The following is a 16165-nucleotide window of genomic DNA, read 5'->3' as shown; positions in this document are numbered from 1 at the left end:
CATCGGCGCGCGGGAGGGAAACTTTATGGGTAAAAGTTGACTTGTTTGTCAGAATATTCGCGCGAGCAGCGCTGTCACCGCGGTCTCTACCCGCAGGATGCGCTCACCCAGTTGCACCGGCGCCAGGCCGGCCTTGCCCAACAGCTCCACTTCGTAGGGGATCCAGCCGCCCTCCGGGCCGATGGCCAGGGTCACCGCTTGCTCCACGGCACGCGGGCAGGCAGGGTAGGGGCCAGGGTGGCCGACCAGGCCCAGGGTGCCTGCGGCGATGGACGGCAGGCGGTCCTCGACGAACGGTTTGAAACGCTTTTCGATGATCACCTCCGGCAGCACGGTGTCGCGCGCTTGTTCCAGGCCGAGGATGAGGTTTTCGCGGATGCTGTCGGGGTGCAGGAAGGGCGTTTGCCAGAAACTTTTCTCGACCTTGTAGCTGTTCACCAGGATCAGCCGCGGTACGCCCAGGGTGGCTACGGTCTGGAACAGCCGACGCAGCATTTTCGGGCGGGGAACGGCGAGCACCAGGGTCAGTGGCAGCTTGGCCGGTGGTTGCTGGTCGAAGACGACTTCCAGTTCGGCCTCGTGGGTTTCCAGGCCCACCACCGTGGCCTTGCCCATCAGGCCGTTGATACGGCCCACGCGCAGGTTGTCGCCCACCGCCACGCGGTGAATCTCCTGCATGTGGGTGAAGCGCCGGTCGGCAAGAACGACGCGGTCGGCCGCGACGAAGTCGGCCTCTTCAAGGAGCAGCAGGTTCACGGTTGGGTCGCTGGTGGCTGGTCGTTATGGTCGTTGGTGGCGTGGGCTTCGCTGCGCTTGCGGATCAGGCTGCCGCATAGCACGCCGATCTCGAACAGCAGCCACATGGGCACCGCCAGCAGGGTCTGGGAGAAGATGTCCGGCGGGGTGAGGACCATGCCGACCACGAAACAGCCGATGATCACGTAGGGGCGGATCTTCTTCAGGTACTTCACGTCGACCACGCCGATCCACACCAGCAGTACCACCGCCACCGGGATCTCGAAGGCCACGCCGAAGGCGAAGAACAGCGTCATCACGAAGTCCAGGTAGCTGGCGATGTCGGTCATCATCGACACGCCTTCCGGCGTGGCGCTGGCGAAAAAGCCGAAGATCAGCGGGAACACCAGGAAATAGGCGAAGGCCATGCCGGCGTAGAACAACAGGATGCTCGACACCAGCAGCGGGATGGCGATGCGCTTTTCATGGCGGTACAGCCCGGGCGCGATGAAACCCCAGATTTGCTGCAGGATGAACGGGATCGCCAGGAACAGCGAGACGATCATGGTCAGCTTGAACGGCGTCAGGAACGGCGAGGCCACGTCGGTGGCGATCATCGTGGCATTGGCCGGCAAGTGTTCGCGCAGCGGTGCGGAGACCAGGGTGTAGATCTGCTGGGCGAAGGAGAACAGCCCGGCAAAGATCAGGAAAATGACGGCAACGCAGCGCAACAGGCGCGTACGCAGTTCGGTCAGGTGCGACACCAGTGGCATCGGCTGGTCGTGTTCCGGGTTCTCGCTCATGGGGCTCGCGGCGGTTGGGGCGGTTCGGCAGGGCTGGCTGGGGCGGCAGCGGCGTCCACCGGCCGGGGCTCGAGCCCGCCAGGGGGCTGCACGGTTGCACTGGTAACCGGCGGCTGGGCCGGTGGGGTCATCGGGTTGAGGATGCGCTTGGCTTCCTCTTCCATCTGCAGGATGTGTTCGTTGTGCAGCTGGCGACGGATTTCGTCGGCGCCGATTTCACGCTCCACTTCCATCTTGATGCTATTGAAGCTGCGCTTGAGCCGCCCGATCCACAGGCCTGCCGTGCGCGCGGCACCGGGCAGGCGCTCGGGGCCGAGCACCAGCAGGGCGACCAGGCCGACGAGCAGCAGCTCGCTGAAACTGATGCCGAACATGGGTCAGTCTTTCCGCTGCGGCTCTTGGACCGGCTGGGCCTGGCCTTCGATGGTGTGGCCCTGGCTCTGCTGGGCGGTGTTGTGCACGGGCGGAACGGGCTGGGCAGGCGGCGGGGTGTGCTCGGCCGGCTTGTTCTCTTCTTCGCTCATGGCCTTGCGGAAGCCCTTGATCGACTCGCCCAGGTCGCTGCCGAAGTTCTTCAGCTTCTTGGTGCCGAACACCAGGACCACGACGACCAGCAGGACGATCCAGTGTTTCCAGTCAAAGATACCCATTTCGTACTCCTGAAAAATGTGTGTACAGCAAATCGATCCGGCAACACGCTCCCTGTGGGAGCAGGCATGTCGAGGCGTCGAACCGCCGCGAACACCGGCGTAGCCGGTGCCATGCACCGCGTCGCATTCTTCGCGGGCACGCCCGCTCCCACAGGCGCCCGTCAGGCAGTAGGCGTTCGTGCGGCCTTCTCATCGTGCCCGGACAGCCCGAAACGGCGTTCCAGTTCATCCAGCACGGCTTGCGGGTGCTGGCCCAGTGCGCTGAGCATCACCAGGCTATGAAACCACAGGTCGGCAGTTTCGTAGATGACATCGCTGTAATCCTTGCTGAGTGCGGCGTCCTTGGCGGCGATGATCGTCTCCACCGATTCTTCGCCGAGCTTCTCGAGAATCTTGTTCAGGCCCTTGTGGTACAGGCTGGCCACGTAGGAGCTGTCGGGCGCCGCTTGCTTGCGTTCTTCAAGCACTTCGGCCAGGCGATTGAGGGTGTCGCTCATGTCAGTGTCCTGCGCTGTAGATGGCATCCGGGTCCTTCAGGACCGGGTCGACGGTTTTCCACTGGCCGTCTTCGAAAACACGGTAGAAGCAGCTTTCACGGCCGGTATGGCAGGCGATATGGCCCAGTTGCTCGACCATCAGGATGATCACGTCGGCATCGCAGTCCAGGCGCATTTCATGCAGCTTCTGCACATGCCCGGACTCCTCGCCCTTGCGCCACAGCTTGCCACGCGAACGCGACCAGTAGATGGCGCGTTGTTCGGCGGCGGTCAGGGCCAGCGATTCGCGGTTCATCCAGGCCATCATCAGCACGCGTCCGGTCTTGTGGTCCTGGGCGATCGCCGGTACCAGGCCTTCGCTGTTCCACTTGATCTCGTCCAGCCAGTCTTTCATCGTCGACTCCAAAGCGGGCCCGCTCCTGTGCCGGGCCCTTTGCGCTAGTGTGCCAGCCATGCGCGCGGCTGGCTATTGGCGCACGATCAGGTAAAGGCCAGCGGCCAGCATCAACCAGGCCGGCCAGGCGCTTGGGGCGGCCAGGCTGGCAGCCTCGGCGGCGCCGGCGGCCAGCACCGCGCCGCCACCCAGCAGGCCGGCACCGAGCAGGCGCAGCGGCCAGCGGTCGCCCTGGCGGCGACGTTCCGGCAGTTGCGGATCGTGCAGGTGCGGTTGTGACAGGCGTTCGAGCACGTCGCGGGCCATGTCGGCCAGGTGCGGCAGCTGTTCGACCTGGCTGTGGATGTTGCCAAGCACGGCTTTCGGGCTCATGCGGTCGCGCATCCAGCGTTCGAGGAACGGCTTGGCGGTACTCCACAAGTCCAGGTCGGGGTACAACTGGCGGCCCAGGCCCTCGATGTTGAGCAGGGTCTTCTGCAGCAGCACCAGTTGCGGCTGCACTTCCATGTTGAAGCGCCGGGCGGTCTGGAACAGGCGCATCAGCACCTGGCCGAAGGAAATATCCTTTAACGGTTTTTCGAAGATCGGCTCGCACACGGTGCGGATGGCGGCCTCGAATTCGTTGACCTTGGTATGCACGGGTACCCAGCCCGAGTCGATGTGCAGCTGCGCCACGCGACGGTAGTCGCGCTTGAAGAAGGCGATCAGGTTGCGCGCCAGGTAGTCCTGGTCCTCGTCTGTCAGGCTGCCGACGATGCCGCAGTCGATGGCGATGTATTGCGGGCTCCAGGGCCGGACCGTGCTGACGAAGATGTTGCCGGGGTGCATGTCGGCGTGGAAGAAGCTGTCGCGGAACACCTGGGTGAAGAATACTTCCACGCCGCGCTCGGCGAGCATTTTCATGTCGGTGCGCTGGTCGGCGAGGGTGGCCATGTCGGTTACCGGGACGCCGTAGATGCGCTCCATCACCAGCACCTTCGGCCGGCACCAGTCCCAGTACACCTGCGGCACGTACATCAGCTCGGAGCCTTCGAAATTGCGCCGTAGCTGGCTGGCGTTGGCTGCTTCGCGCAGCAGGTCGAGTTCGTCGTAGATGGTCTTTTCGTAGTCACTGACGATTTCCACCGGGTGCAGGCGGCGGGCGTCGGCAGAAGCACGCTCGGCGCCTTTGGCGATCAGGAACAGCCAGGCAATATCGGCAGCGATTACCGGCTTGAGGCCCGGCCGGACCACCTTGACCACGACCTCTTCGCCGCTTTTCAGGCGGGCTGCATGAACCTGGGCCACCGACGCGGAAGCCAGTGGCTCCACGTCGAAGCGGCTGAATACCTCTCCCACCTTGGCGCCGAGCTGTTCCTCGATCAGCGCCACGGCCTGTTGCGGGTCGAATGGCGGTACGCGGTCTTGCAGCAACATCAGCTCGTCGGCGATGTCGGTTGGCAGCAGGTCGCGGCGGGTGGACAGCAACTGGCCGAACTTGATGAAGATCGGCCCCAGGTCCTGCAGGGCCAGGCGCAGGCGTGCGCCACGGTTGAGCTCGGACGGCTTGCGGGGCAGCCAGCGCCATGGCATCAGCAGGCGCAGGCTCATCAGCCACCATGGCAGCGGGTAGTCGAACAGCAGGTCATCCAGCCGGTACCGGATGACTACGCGCTGGATGCGGAAAAGACGGCGGACGGCGAGCAGCTTCATGCGTTATCGCTGGTATCAAGGGATTGGGAGAGGCGCTTGATGCGCGCCTCGAGGCGTTCTGTATCAAGCTTGAGGGCATCGAGTTCGCTGAAGGCGGCTTCGGCTTCGCGCTTGCCGACCAGGGTGCGGGATTCTTCGGCCAGGTATTCGGAAAGGTTCTGGCTGAAGCGTGCCAGGCCCTGGCGGGTCCAACGCACTCGCAGGCGCAGGTGACCCGCCAGCATCGCCGTGGCAACCGGGCCGAGCCAGCGTTGCAGCTCGTGTTCCCAGTCCAGTTCCAGGTCCTGCAGCACCCCGAACAGGTCGAGCAGCACGGCACTGTCACCATGCAGCTCGACCTGCGGGCTGTGCAGCACGGCAGTCTTGTCCCTGGCCAGGGCCAGTTGCGCCAGGCTGCCGGCCGGGGCGCGCAGGCTGCAGTCGACCTCGCCCTCCCAGTGGGCAGCCAGCATCAGGCCCTCTTCATCGGGCAGGATGAACACCTGCAGGGCCGGTTGGCGGCAGTCGATCTCGATGACCTTGCCTTCCAGCGCGGCCAGCCGCGGCAGGGCCGTGCTGTCCATGCGCAGGACGCGGTTCAGGCCATGTTCGACGCTGGCGAACAACCCGGCCAGCAACATCAGGGCTTGATTCCCCGGTGCACGGCGACGATGCCGCTGGTCATGTTGTGATAAGTGACGCGGTCGAAACCGGCGTCGACCATCATGGCCTTGAGGGTTTCCTGGTCGGGGTGCATGCGGATCGACTCGGCGAGGTAGCGGTAGCTGTCGGCATCGTTGGTGATCAGCTTGCCGGCCAGGGGCATGAAGGCGAACGAGTAGGCGTCGTAGGCCTTGGACATCAGCTTGTTGGTCGGTTTGGAGAACTCCAGTACCAGCAGGCGGCCGCCCGGCTTGAGCACCCGCAGCATCGAGCGGATGGCTTCGTCCTTGTGGGTGACGTTGCGCAGGCCGAAGGCAATGGTCACGCAGTCGAAATAGTTGTCCGGGAACGGCAGTTTCTCGGCATCGGCCTGGACGAACTCGATGTTGCCGGCCACGCCACGGTCGAGCAGGCGGTCACGGCCGACCTTGAGCATCGATTCGTTGATATCGGCGAGCACCACCTGCCCGGTCGGGCCGACCAGCCGCGAGAACTTGGCGGCCAGGTCGCCGGTGCCGCCAGCGATGTCCAGCACGCGGTTGCCGGTGCGTACCCCCGACAGCTCGATGGTGAAGCGCTTCCACAGGCGGTGCATGCCGCCGGAGAGCACGTCGTTCATCAGGTCGTACTTGGCCGCCACCGAGTGAAACACTTCGGCGACTTTCTTCGCCTTCTGGCTTTCAGGGACGTCCTGGTAACCGAAATGGGTGGTGGGTTCGGCTTGGTCGCCTTTGCGCTGGTCGTTCATATCGCTTCACCGGAAAAAATTACCGCCATTCTAGGGCGAATGGGCGGATTTGTCTTGGCGGGGTGTGCCAGTGGGCAGGGGCGGGCATAATGCCCATTATGTCTTCATCTTCAGGAACACCTGCATGACACAGATCAGCGTTGAACGCTCACATTCCCTCGGCCGTGATGCCGCCCGTGCCAAGGCCGAAGCGCTGGTGGACAGGCTGGTTCGTGAATACGACCTCAAGGCCACCTGGAACGGCGACCGGGTCGACGTGGCGCGCAGCGGTGCCAACGGCAGCGTGCATATCTTCGATGACCGCATCCGGGTCGAATTGAAGCTGGGCATGATGTTGTCGATGATGAGCGGCACCATCAAGGGCGAAATCGAGCGGGCACTGGACAAGGCCCTGGCCTGAGGCCAGGGCGGTCGGCAGCAAGGTGGCTGTCACTGGGCCGGGAAGGGGATCACACCCTCGACCTGGGCCAGGCGCAAGTCGCTACGATAGATCTGCAAGCGCTCCGCTGCGCTGCTGGCCTCTTCCATTTGCGCGTCGCGGGCCTTGCCCCGCGGCTCCCAGAATTTCAGGTGGCCTTTGACAAAGGCCCGGGCCGGGGCATCTGCGCTGCGGTAGTGGAAGTGCGCTTCCCAGAGTACCGCTTGGGGCGCCTGGACGTCCCTGATCTGGTACACGTCGAGATAGTCGTCGGGCTTGCTCAGCGCCTTGCGTGCGGTAGTCCGGGCAATTTGCAGGCGCTGCTGCTCGCTGAGGTAGCGTAACGCCTTGCTGTCCGGATGACGGGTGTTCAGGTAGACATTCGTGAGCAGGCGGCTTTTTTCAAGCGTGACCGTTTCGACAGCCTGGTTCAGCTCACCTACCAGTTCGAGGTCTTTCGGTTTGTGGCTGCTGGCCAGTTGCTGCGAAACCTCACGCATATCTTCTATCTGCCAGTCCATCAGGTCGGCCAGGCTGTTCGGCTCCTCGGTATAGAGCGCGGCGACTGCCATGCGCTTGTCCTTCTGCGCCAGCAGGCGGGCTGCACGGTGCCGCAGTTGCGCCCGGTCCGGCGCGGCGGGCTGCTGTTGGCCGGGCACCTCGAACCATACGCCGTCCCGTTGTTCGTACTGGCCAGCGGGTTGTTGCGTGAGCGGGTTGCGCTGGATGGCCTGGTTGCCTTCGCGCCCTGGCTCGACCAGCAGCGAACGGCCTCGAGAGGTGTGTATCACTGTGCGCCTGCCGGCCCTGACGCGGTGGGTGACACGCGGCGCTGCCGGCGGGGCGCTGGTCTCGATACCAGTCAGGGCCGTGTTCAGTTCGACTTCGGTCAGCTTCACCAGGGCTTGCAGTTGCGCGACGTAATCCGCAAGCATGGCCGCGTCGATGGCTGGGTCTTCATAGGTTTGCAGGTAGCTGGCCTTGCCCAGTACGGCTCGATACTCACGCAGTGCATCGCCGAGAATCTCCGCCTGTTGCGAGTAGGGCAGGTTGGCTGCGGCCAGGCCGTCGTGGCTCCACAGCATCGAAGAAAAATGCTGGTCGCAGAGGGCATCCTGTAATGGCAGCAGTTCGGCGGCTGTTTCAGGGGTGAGCAGGCTCTTGTCCAGTGTCAGGTAGGCCATGTCGCTGAGGGTTTGCGCACGTACGATCAGCGTCGAATAGGGGCGCAGCTCGATGGCCTGCTCGATTTTGCTTTTCTTCTGGGCATAACGGACGCGGTTATCATCGAGTGCCAGGGGCAATGTCTGGTCCAGCCTTTCGCTGACCACCAGAATGCGCCGGGCGACATCGAGAGCATCGCGCGTGGCCTTGCGCAGCTTGGCATAGCGCGACAGTTGCTCCTGCCCCACCGGGAATTTCTGCAAGCCACGGGCAAGCTCCCGAAGCTGCTCATGGTCTGGCAGCTCGAACAGGCGACGGAGCAGCAGCATGTCGTTGTCGATGGCGGTCTCGGTCCACTCGCTGAAGCTGTGTTCGATGCGGCCAGCAGGGTCGTATCTGGCAAAGCGCGGTTCCAGCATCTGCCTGAATGCGTCGACGTTCTCTTTCAGCACCGTGGCCTGTTTTTCCAGAAACAGGCTCACCCCCTTCAGGTCGAGCAAATGAAGTTCGCGCAGTGCCAACAGTTGCTGACGTTGCGTCTGGAGGGCCTCTGGCAGTGGGCTGCGCTGGGTTTCGGGAAGGGCCTGGTAAGCCACGTTGAACGCTGCTGCCAGGTCATCATAGTCCTGCAGCTTCAGACGGCTTTTCTCCATGAGCGGTTCCAGCCTGGATAATGTCGTTCGGTTCGCCTTGGTGGTTTCCAGCAATTGCTCGTAGGCCTGGCGGTTGTGCGAGCGGACCTGTTCGGTATTGGGCATGCCGCCGGGCCCTGAGACGTTGATCACCCATTCCTCATTCCAGCGGGTCAACCATGGGCCTCGGCTGCGCTCACGGCCGACGATGTGGTAGCCGTCGTCGGCACCACCCCATTGCGCGACCCATTCGCTGCTGCTCTCGTCCGGGCCGATGATTTGCAGGCCACCCCAGGTCTGCTGCACCTCGAAGGCGATGTCTTTGAGTTTCACGTAGTATCGCTGGTCCACTTCGTACAGGCCGCGCAGCCGCCCCGTGCCCAGTGGCGTATAACCCTGTAGTGACTGCCTGGCCTGCAGCCTGACCAGTGCCTGGATCCCTTCCGGCGTGACGTTGGCCAGGCGCTGGTTGGCACCCCAGCTATCCACGCTGATGGGCCGTGGCCGTGGCTCCGCCGTGGGTCTTGCCCAAGGCCGCTCTTGCATTGGTCCGGCCGAACGCCCTGATGCTGCGTTGCGCTCGACAGGTTCGCTGAAGCGCACTGCCACAGGTGCTTCAGTAGCTGATGTGGCATGCGCCACGCGATGGGCCAGCAGCATCGCCAGGTTGGTCAACAGATCGGTGGCCGCCACGATCCGCTCATCGCGACCGCCATCGGCCAGTATTGCCAGGTCGTCCTTGGCCGCCGACAGCGCTGCCAGCAGCCAGGCGACGTTGGCCAGCAATCCGGACCAGAATACCGTTGCGGTATTGAACACGGCCCAGGCAGCCTCTTTCGCCAAGGCCCATCGCTCCTGCGCATTGGACACGCTCTGGGTGGATGCGACGTGGAGGATGGCTTCGACCCTGGCATCGAGCAGCTGGCTGTCGAGGTTGTCTGTCCAGGCCTCGAACGAGGCATTCACTGGCCGCCCGAGATTGTCCAGCACGGTGGCTGCCAGCGCCGCGTCGACGCCGAGCAGGTGCGCCAGGCTGGACAGCTTGGGGTGCAGGTGAGGGAAGTTGAAGCCATCGTTTTCATAGACTTCGCGTGCCTCGTCCTTAAGCCAGTGCAAGACGCTGCGCTGCAGTTCGCCCTGCTTGCGGATAGCCAGCATCAGCGACGCCAGGCTGGCAAATTCCAGCAGCGCCTGGTCGGCATAGAACGGTCGGTACAAGACCCAGCTATTCAGGCCCGGCAGTTCGATGACGAACATGCCATGCGCCCGATCACTTGCCGAGGCGCCGGGCGCGCAGAGAAAGGCCAATGGGGCGATACGCGGTTGTTGGTGGGTGCCGCCAGCCCCTTTGCAGAAGCTTGACAATGCCCGCCGGGCGTTTTCGCTGAGCCCATGGCTGATACTGGCCTTGAGCACACTGAAGCGCAGCCCGGAACGCCATTCCCAGGCGTACTGCCTGATCCGTTCTGCCCTGCGTGGTTGTGCCTCGACCTGGTCGCGCAGAAAACGCGGGTATGAACCACCGATATCCACCTGGTGGATCAACCTGTGCACCTTATCGATGCTCAGCCAGCTGTCAGCCGGGGCACTGATCCGGGTCATGACTTCGTTTGCCGGCAGGCGGGCGACGGCCAGGCTGGTCAGGCTTTCGTGGCGCAGGAACAGGTATTGCGGGCTTTGCGCTGACGTATTCGGGATCAGTTGGGACACGGCAATCAGCACCGTGTCAGGATCGTAGACGGCGTTGTCGGGATAGCTGGCCTGGATCTGTTCGCGTAACCGGCGGTTGGCATATTGCTCTATGGTTTCGATATCGCCAAGCGAGGTCGCGCCCCCGCTGTGGCCCTGGTGGGCGGCGAGATCAAGCAGTGCTGCGTGGTATTCGAAGCGGTCTGCGGCCGTAGCCCCTGCGAGCCAGCCTGGCAGCTGGAGGGCTGGCACGCCTTCGACCAGGTAGGGCTGCTGCAAAAAGTGCAGCGATGGATCGCTGACCCGCGCATAGGCGTCTTCCATTTCGCTGACTGTCTGCACGTGTGCAAGGCTCAGGCGGCGGATATCGTCGAGGATCACGTTGAGCATTTGCCTGGCTTGGTAGGCAAACGGGTCGCCTTCTAGGGCAGTACGCGACCAGGTCAAGCGGTCGAAGTGATAACGTTCAGCCATTTCGTCCTGTAAGGCGGCCGAGAATGCTGCCTGGTCCGGGTAGCTCCGAATGGTGCCGCAGGGTTTGCACCACAGCAGCTGGCGAGCACCGCGTGTCGTGCTCAGCAGCAGGTCTGGCACCGGCCGTTCGAAGGCCTGCCGGCCAACGCCGAACTCGAGCCGCATGGCGCTGATCGCGATGCCGGTTCGAGTGCCATCGAGCATGGCATATAGCGTGGCTTTCGCATCTGCATCAAGGCCTTGGCGCTGCACATTGTTGAGCAGTGCCGCCTTGATCAGCAGCTCAAGCCAATGCAGGCGGGATACCCCCGAAAGTGGCTCCGAGCCGTTCCAGAAACTGATCTGGGCCTGCTGAAACGCCTCTGTCAGGGTATCCAGGAGGCCATCGAGATCGCTGGACACCTTGTACATGTCCAAGGTTATCCCAGGCTGGGCAATGCTGTTGGCACCTTGTTGTTGGGCGAGGAAGACCTGCGGCGGACTGATGCTCAAAGCGTCCGAATCCTTCAGCTGCAGGTGTTTGCCGGTACGCAAGTGTTCCAGTAGTGCATCCAGCAGCAAGGGTTGCCGGGCGGGTTCATCTTGGCCGGCTGGAGCCTGGAGAATGTGGAAATCATCAAGCGATGCCAGCTGCGGGTGATTGCTGCGGATAAACGGGTAGCGGTCGACAAGGGCATTGAAGCCTTGCAGGGACAATACCTCGCGCAGGCCCGGGCGTTTGCCGAAGCAGCTTGCTACCCGTTGTCGGAAAGTGGCTATGGGGGTGGAATCGGTCATGGCATCGGGCTCCAGTCAAGTGGGGCCCGGCAGGCTAGGCGATACGGCCTTTGCTGCTGCGGTATATGTATGGGTACGCCGTGCAGCTTAGGGTGAGGTTTCTAATTTTTATCCCTACCTTGTGCTCAAGCCCAACCTCCATGGGCGGTTCCTCCTCCACTCATGAGCATGAGGTACAGAGCATGGCCAAGGTGACTGTGAAGAAAAAGGACGACGCCCCGGGTACGTTGGGCGAGGTGCGCGGTTACGCGCGCAAGATCTGGCTGGCGGGTATCGGCGCCTATGCACGCGTGGGCCAGGAAGGCTCCGACTACTTCAACGAGCTGGTCAAGGCCGGTGAAGGTGTCGAGAAACGCGGCAAGAAGCGTATCGACAAACAACTGGACGCGGCCAACAACCAGATCGATGAAGCGACCCAGGCCGTTAGCCGCGTCCCTGGGCGAGTCGAAATTCAACTCGACAAAATCGAAAAAGCTTTCGACGCACGGGTAGGGCGCGCCTTGAATCGCCTGGGCATTCCGTCTAAACATGACGTTGAGGCGTTGTCCATCAAGCTTGAACAGCTGCATGAGCTGCTTGAGCGCGTCGCGCACAAACCATAAGGAGAGCAGGATGGCTGGCAAGAAGAACACCGAGAAAGAAGGCAGCTCCTGGGTCGGCGGGATCGAGAAGTACTCCCGCAAGATCTGGCTGGCGGGGCTGGGTATCTATTCGAAGATCGACCAGGACGGCCCGAAGCTGTTCGACTCGCTGGTGAAGGATGGCGAGAAGGCCGAGAAGCAGGCGAAGAAGACCGCTGAAGACGTGGCGGAAACCGCCAAGTCGTCGACCACCTCGCGCGTGTCTGGCGTCAAGGACCGTGCGCTGGGCAAGTGGAGTGAACTCGAAGAGGCTTTCGACAAGCGCCTGAACAGCGCCATCTCGCGCCTTGGCGTGCCGAGCCGCAACGAGATCAAGGCGCTGCACCAGCAGGTGGACAGCCTGACCAAGCAGATCGAGAAACTGACCGGTGCTTCGGTCACGCCGGTGTCGTCGCGTGCTGCCGCCAAGCCGGCCGCGAGCAAGGCCGCAGCCAAGCCACTGGCCAAGGCTGCGGCGGCCAAGCCTGCGGCGAAAACCGCAGCGGCCAAGCCGGCAGCCAAGGCAGCAGCGGTAAAACCCGCAGCCAAGACGGCAGCGGCGAAGCCTGCAGCCAAACCAGCGGCAGCCAAGCCCGCGGCAAAACCGGCAGCGGCCAAGCCAGCGGCAGCGAAGAAGCCAGCAGTGAAAAAGGCAGCAGCCAAACCTGCAGCCGCGAAACCGGCAGCGCCTGCTACCAGTGCTGCGCCAGCTGCGACCGCCGCCCCGGCACCAGCCGCCGCCCCGGCCAGCAGCACACCGTCGGCAGCCAATGGCAGCGGTACCCTGACCTGAGACCGCGTCACCTGCTTCGCGGGCTCGCCCGTTCCCACAAGCATCGCGCCGATCATCTGGTCAGCGCAGGCCCTGTGGGAGCGGGCTTGCCCGCGAAGGCCACGGCACCGAAACACCAGGCCTACCCCTCCAGATAGCGCACCGCCAACTGCTCCGCCGCCGCCCGTGCCTGGGCCTGCAGATGCGGCGCCACCAGCATCATCACCTGGTACACCACGATACCCACATCCCCCTCGCGCCCCAGCACCCGCTGATAATCCAGCGAGAACATCAGGGTCAGGGTGATCTGCTCCACCAGTTGCCCCAGCGCCTGGGTCTCGCTTTCGACCTGCCCCTGGCCCTTGAGGCTGGCCAGCAACGCCGCGAGCGTACGCTTGAGCGCGTTGATCAGGCTGCGCATGCCGCGCGCCAGCTTGGGCAGGCGCCCGGTCAGGTTCGACAGGTCCTGGAACAGGAACCGGTATTGCGCCATGTGTTCGACAATCAGGTGCAGGAACAGCCAGTAGTCTTCGGCGTCCAGGCGCACCTCGAGCGGTGGGTCGAGCAAAGGCATCAACGCCTCTTCGAAGCGCTCGAACAGGCCGAGGACAAGGGGCTCCTTGCCATGGAAGTGGTAGTACAGGTTGCCTGGGCTGATGCCCAGTTCGTTGGCGATTTCCAGGGTGGAAACGTTCGGCTCACCTTGCTGGTTGAACAGCTGCAAGGCGCATTCGAGGATTCGGTCGCGAGTCTTCATCCCGGCGGCATGCTCATCGGGTCATCACGTAGGTACCCGGTGCGGGCCCCAGCGGTGGGTAGGTGGCATTGCCCAGCTCGCTGCGCGGTGCCTTGAGCGGGCCGGAGCGCGGGGTGATCCAGTCCAGCCACAATGGCCACCAGCTGCCTTCGCTGCGCTTGGCATCGTGGAACCAGGCGCGCGGGTCGCCGGGCAGCTTGGGGTTCGCCAGGTAGTAGGCCTTGGGGTTGCCCGGCGGGTTGATGATGCTCTGGATGTGCCCGCTGTTGGCCAGCACGAAGCGGCGCTCGCCGCCCAGCAGCAAGGCCGAGCGGTACACCGCGTCCCACGGGGTGATGTGGTCGTTGCTGCCGGCTACGGTGAAGCTGTCCAGGTCGACTTGGTGCAGGTCGATGGGCGTACCGCACACCTCCAGACCGGCCGGATGGGTCAGCGGGTTGAGCTTGAAGAAGTCCAGCAGGTCGCCATGCAGCGCAGCGGGCAGGCGCGTGCTGTCAGCGTTCCAGTAGAGGATGTCGAAGGCCGGTGGCGTCTTGCCGAGCAGATAGTTGTTGACCCAGTAGTTCCAGATCAGGTCGTTGGGCCGCATCCAGGCGAAGATCCTCGCCACCTCGGCGCCGTCCAGCACGCCACGCTGGTAGGAGCGGCGCTTGGCGGCCTCGATGGTCTGCTCGTCGGCGAACAGGCTGGCGGGGCTCTCGAACTTGCTGTCCAGCAGGCTCACCAGGTAGGTGGCGCTGCGCACCCGGCGCAGTTGGTGCCTGGCTTGCAGGTGGCCTTGCAGCGCGGCCATGGTCAGGCCGCCGGCGCAGGCGCCCATCAGGTTGGGGTCGCGATTGCCGCTGATGCTGCGGCAGGCGTTGAGCGCCTCCTCCAGCGCTTGCACATAGCTGGACAAGCCCCATTCGCGATGGCGCGGGTCGGGGTTGCGCCAGCTGATCATGAACACCTGCAGGCCGCTCTTGAGCATGTATTGCACGAAGCTGTTGGTCGGGCTCAGGTCGAAGATATAGAACTTGTTGATTTGCGGCGGCACCACCAGCAGCGGGCGTGCATGTTGTTTTTCGCTCATCGGCTTGTACTGGATCAGCTCCAGCAAGTCGTTGCGAAACACCACCGCGCCAGGTGTGGCGGCCAGGTTGCCGCCCACCTCGAAGGCGCGCTCGTCCACCTGGCGGGGCAGGCCGTCGTTGTGGCGCAGGTCGTCGAGCAAGTGGGCCACGCCGCGCACCAGGCTCTGCCCGCCGGTATTGAACAGCTCCTTGACCGCCAGCGGGTTGAGCAGCGAGTTGCTGGGGGCCAGGGCGTCGTTGACCAGATTGAACAGAAAGTGCGCCCGCGCCCGGTCATCGTCGTCCAGATAGCTTTCCTCGATCCACAGGCGGGTCTGCTTCTGCCAGGCCAGATAGGCCTGCAGGCCGCGGCGGTAGAACGGATTCTGGCTCCAAGTAGGATCGTTGAAGCGTGGGTCGCGCGGGTTCGGCTGGTAAGGTGTGTCGCCCAGCAGCACGCGACCCAGTTGGCCGCCCAAGGCCAATAGATGATGGGCGGTATGCAGCGGGTGGCGCAGGCCATGGCGGCTGACATTGCGCAACGTCGACAACAGGTCACGCCCGCGCAGGCCGAGGATGGCGTTCTGCACATTCATGCGGGTGGCGGGAAGCGTTGGCGTTCCTTTGGCCGGTTTGTCTTTCATGGCAACACTCCCTCGTCTGAGCCGTTTCGCTGTCGAGACCTTCGCCGGCAATGCCCGCTCCCGCAGGTTCAGCGCCGTCCCTGTGGGAGCGGGCGCGCCCGCGAACAAGGCCGCATCGATCTACCCGCCCGAAGCCGGGCGAGGGTGCATGACGGCGCGCTGTCGTTCTTGCTGAAGGAAACTCATGATGATCGGGGCGACGGCCTCGGCCCGGGTGATCAGGAACAGATGACCGTCGTCGATAATGTGTAGCTGGGCATTGGGAATCCGCCAGGCCAACAGGCGCATGTTGATCAGCGGGATCAGCGGGTCGTCGTCACCGGCCAGTACCAGGGTTGGCTGCTGGATCTTGTGCAGCCAGTGGATGCTGGTCCAGCCAAGCCCGGCGAACAGTTGCCAGTAGTAACCCATCTTGCCCCCGGAGCGCACCTTGGCGGCATGCTGCATGGCCAGGTCCGGATCGCGCCGGAAGCCACCGCCATAGATCAGCGGCGCAATGCGGATAACGTGCGACGGTTGTACGTAGCGGCGCGGGCTGGCCATCATCCACAGCACCTTGGGCTTGCCTGGCACCATCACGGCACCGGCGGCGGTAGCAGCGAGCACCAGCTTCTTGCAGCGTTCGGGGTAGTCGTGGGCGAACTGCTGGGCCAGGGCACCGCCCCAGGACACGCCGATGACGTTGACCTGGCCGTAATCGAGGTAATCCAGCATCCGTGCCGTGAGCTTGGCCAGCCCGGGGAACCGGTACGGGTGGCGAGGCGTTGACGAACCGCCGACCCCGGGTACATCGAAGGCGATGACTTCCAGGTCCGGGTCCAGTGCTTCGATGAACGGGAACACCAGCTCCAGGTTGGCGCCGATACCGTTGAAGATCAGCAACGGCGTCAGGTGCGGCTTGCCCGGGCGGACGGCGGTACGGATGGACTGGTTATCCAGCTCTACAGTCCTGAAGATATAGGGTTGCGGCATGCGCATGACTCTTGGGTGAATGAACACCGTGGC

16 protein-coding genes are annotated in these 16165 nt (G+C 63.7%); 3 read left to right on the top strand and 13 right to left on the bottom strand.

The features are described 5' to 3' along the window. Positions 1 to 48 precede the first annotated feature (48 nt). From HG549_RS23545 to ubiE, 9 genes are all read right to left on the bottom strand, one after another. A complete protein-coding gene (locus tag HG549_RS23545; RefSeq protein ID WP_170033228.1) occupies positions 49 to 756 on the bottom strand; it encodes a 16S rRNA (uracil(1498)-N(3))-methyltransferase in 708 nt (235 codons plus the stop codon). Further along, positions 753 to 1538, bottom strand: coding sequence for a twin-arginine translocase subunit TatC (tatC, locus tag HG549_RS23540; RefSeq protein WP_170033226.1), 786 nt, complete (start codon positions 1536 to 1538; stop codon positions 753 to 755). The genes HG549_RS23545 and tatC overlap by 4 nt, the downstream gene beginning before the upstream one ends. Continuing rightward, entirely contained in the window at positions 1535 to 1912 is a 378-nt protein-coding gene (tatB, locus tag HG549_RS23535) for a Sec-independent protein translocase protein TatB (protein WP_170033224.1), read from the bottom strand. The genes tatC and tatB overlap by 4 nt, the downstream gene beginning before the upstream one ends. A 3-nt stretch (positions 1913 to 1915) precedes the next feature. Beyond that, a complete protein-coding gene (locus HG549_RS23530; protein ID WP_170033222.1) occupies positions 1916 to 2188 on the bottom strand; it encodes a twin-arginine translocase TatA/TatE family subunit in 273 nt (90 codons plus the stop codon). Between the two features lie 161 nt (positions 2189 to 2349). After that, positions 2350 to 2685, bottom strand: coding sequence for a phosphoribosyl-ATP diphosphatase (locus HG549_RS23525; RefSeq protein WP_170033220.1), 336 nt, complete (start codon positions 2683 to 2685; stop codon positions 2350 to 2352). 1 nt (position 2686) lies between these two features. Next, complete coding sequence (hisI, locus tag HG549_RS23520) at positions 2687 to 3079, bottom strand: phosphoribosyl-AMP cyclohydrolase (protein WP_013974544.1); 393 nt, start codon at positions 3077 to 3079, stop codon at positions 2687 to 2689. Positions 3080 to 3151: 72 nt separating this feature from the next. After that, positions 3152 to 4771 carry a ubiquinone biosynthesis regulatory protein kinase UbiB gene (gene ubiB, locus HG549_RS23515; RefSeq protein WP_170033218.1) on the bottom strand — a complete coding sequence of 540 codons (1620 nt, stop codon included), beginning with the start codon at positions 4769 to 4771 and terminating at the stop codon, positions 3152 to 3154. Then, positions 4768 to 5391, bottom strand: a complete 624-nt coding sequence (locus HG549_RS23510) for an SCP2 domain-containing protein (protein WP_170033216.1) — start codon at positions 5389 to 5391, stop codon at positions 4768 to 4770. The genes ubiB and HG549_RS23510 overlap by 4 nt, the downstream gene beginning before the upstream one ends. Then, on the bottom strand, positions 5391 to 6161 hold the full coding sequence (gene ubiE / locus HG549_RS23505) for a bifunctional demethylmenaquinone methyltransferase/2-methoxy-6-polyprenyl-1,4-benzoquinol methylase UbiE (protein WP_170033214.1): 771 nt from the start codon (positions 6159 to 6161) through the stop codon (positions 5391 to 5393). Before ubiE ends, HG549_RS23510 begins: the two co-directional genes overlap by 1 nt. Positions 6162 to 6285: 124 nt before the next feature. On the opposite strand from ubiE, the gene HG549_RS23500 reads away from it, so the two are divergent. Then, positions 6286 to 6561, top strand: a complete 276-nt coding sequence (locus HG549_RS23500; RefSeq protein ID WP_170033212.1) for a polyhydroxyalkanoic acid system family protein — start codon at positions 6286 to 6288, stop codon at positions 6559 to 6561. Between the two features lie 29 nt (positions 6562 to 6590). Here the strand turns inward: HG549_RS23500 and HG549_RS23495 are convergent, their stop codons facing one another. Next, positions 6591 to 11315 carry a hypothetical protein gene (locus HG549_RS23495; protein ID WP_256666010.1) on the bottom strand — a complete coding sequence of 1575 codons (4725 nt, stop codon included), beginning with the start codon at positions 11313 to 11315 and terminating at the stop codon, positions 6591 to 6593. A gap of 182 nt (positions 11316 to 11497) precedes the next feature. Here HG549_RS23495 and HG549_RS23490 point away from each other — a divergent pair, with 182 nt between their 5' ends. Continuing rightward, positions 11498 to 11917: a phasin family protein gene (locus HG549_RS23490; protein WP_085621735.1), complete on the top strand. Its 420-nt coding sequence runs from the start codon at positions 11498 to 11500 to the stop codon at positions 11915 to 11917. A gap of 10 nt (positions 11918 to 11927) precedes the next feature. Continuing rightward, positions 11928 to 12728, top strand: coding sequence for a phasin family protein (locus HG549_RS23485; protein WP_170033210.1), 801 nt, complete (start codon positions 11928 to 11930; stop codon positions 12726 to 12728). Between the two features lie 121 nt (positions 12729 to 12849). On the opposite strand, the gene HG549_RS23480 is transcribed toward HG549_RS23485, so the two are convergent. The 3 genes from HG549_RS23480 to phaZ form a co-directional block, all read right to left on the bottom strand. Continuing rightward, the gene (locus tag HG549_RS23480; RefSeq protein WP_170033208.1) at positions 12850 to 13464 is read right to left on the bottom strand and encodes a TetR/AcrR family transcriptional regulator; all 615 of its coding nucleotides are present in this window, start codon (positions 13462 to 13464) and stop codon (positions 12850 to 12852) included. Between the two features lie 13 nt (positions 13465 to 13477). Continuing rightward, positions 13478 to 15160 (bottom strand): class II poly(R)-hydroxyalkanoic acid synthase, encoded by a 1683-nt coding sequence (gene phaC, locus HG549_RS23475; RefSeq protein ID WP_170033206.1) that lies wholly within the window; start codon positions 15158 to 15160, stop codon positions 13478 to 13480. A gap of 120 nt (positions 15161 to 15280) precedes the next feature. Next, the gene (gene phaZ / locus HG549_RS23470; protein ID WP_170033204.1) at positions 15281 to 16132 is read right to left on the bottom strand and encodes a poly(3-hydroxyalkanoate) depolymerase; all 852 of its coding nucleotides are present in this window, start codon (positions 16130 to 16132) and stop codon (positions 15281 to 15283) included. Positions 16133 to 16165 lie beyond the last annotated feature (33 nt).

Source organism: Pseudomonas sp. SK (assembly GCF_012975065.1).
Lineage (GTDB): Bacteria > Pseudomonadota > Gammaproteobacteria > Pseudomonadales > Pseudomonadaceae > Aquipseudomonas > Aquipseudomonas anuradhapurensis.
Note: the sequence above shows the minus strand (reverse complement) of the source record. Positions and strands in the feature narration are given on the sequence as shown.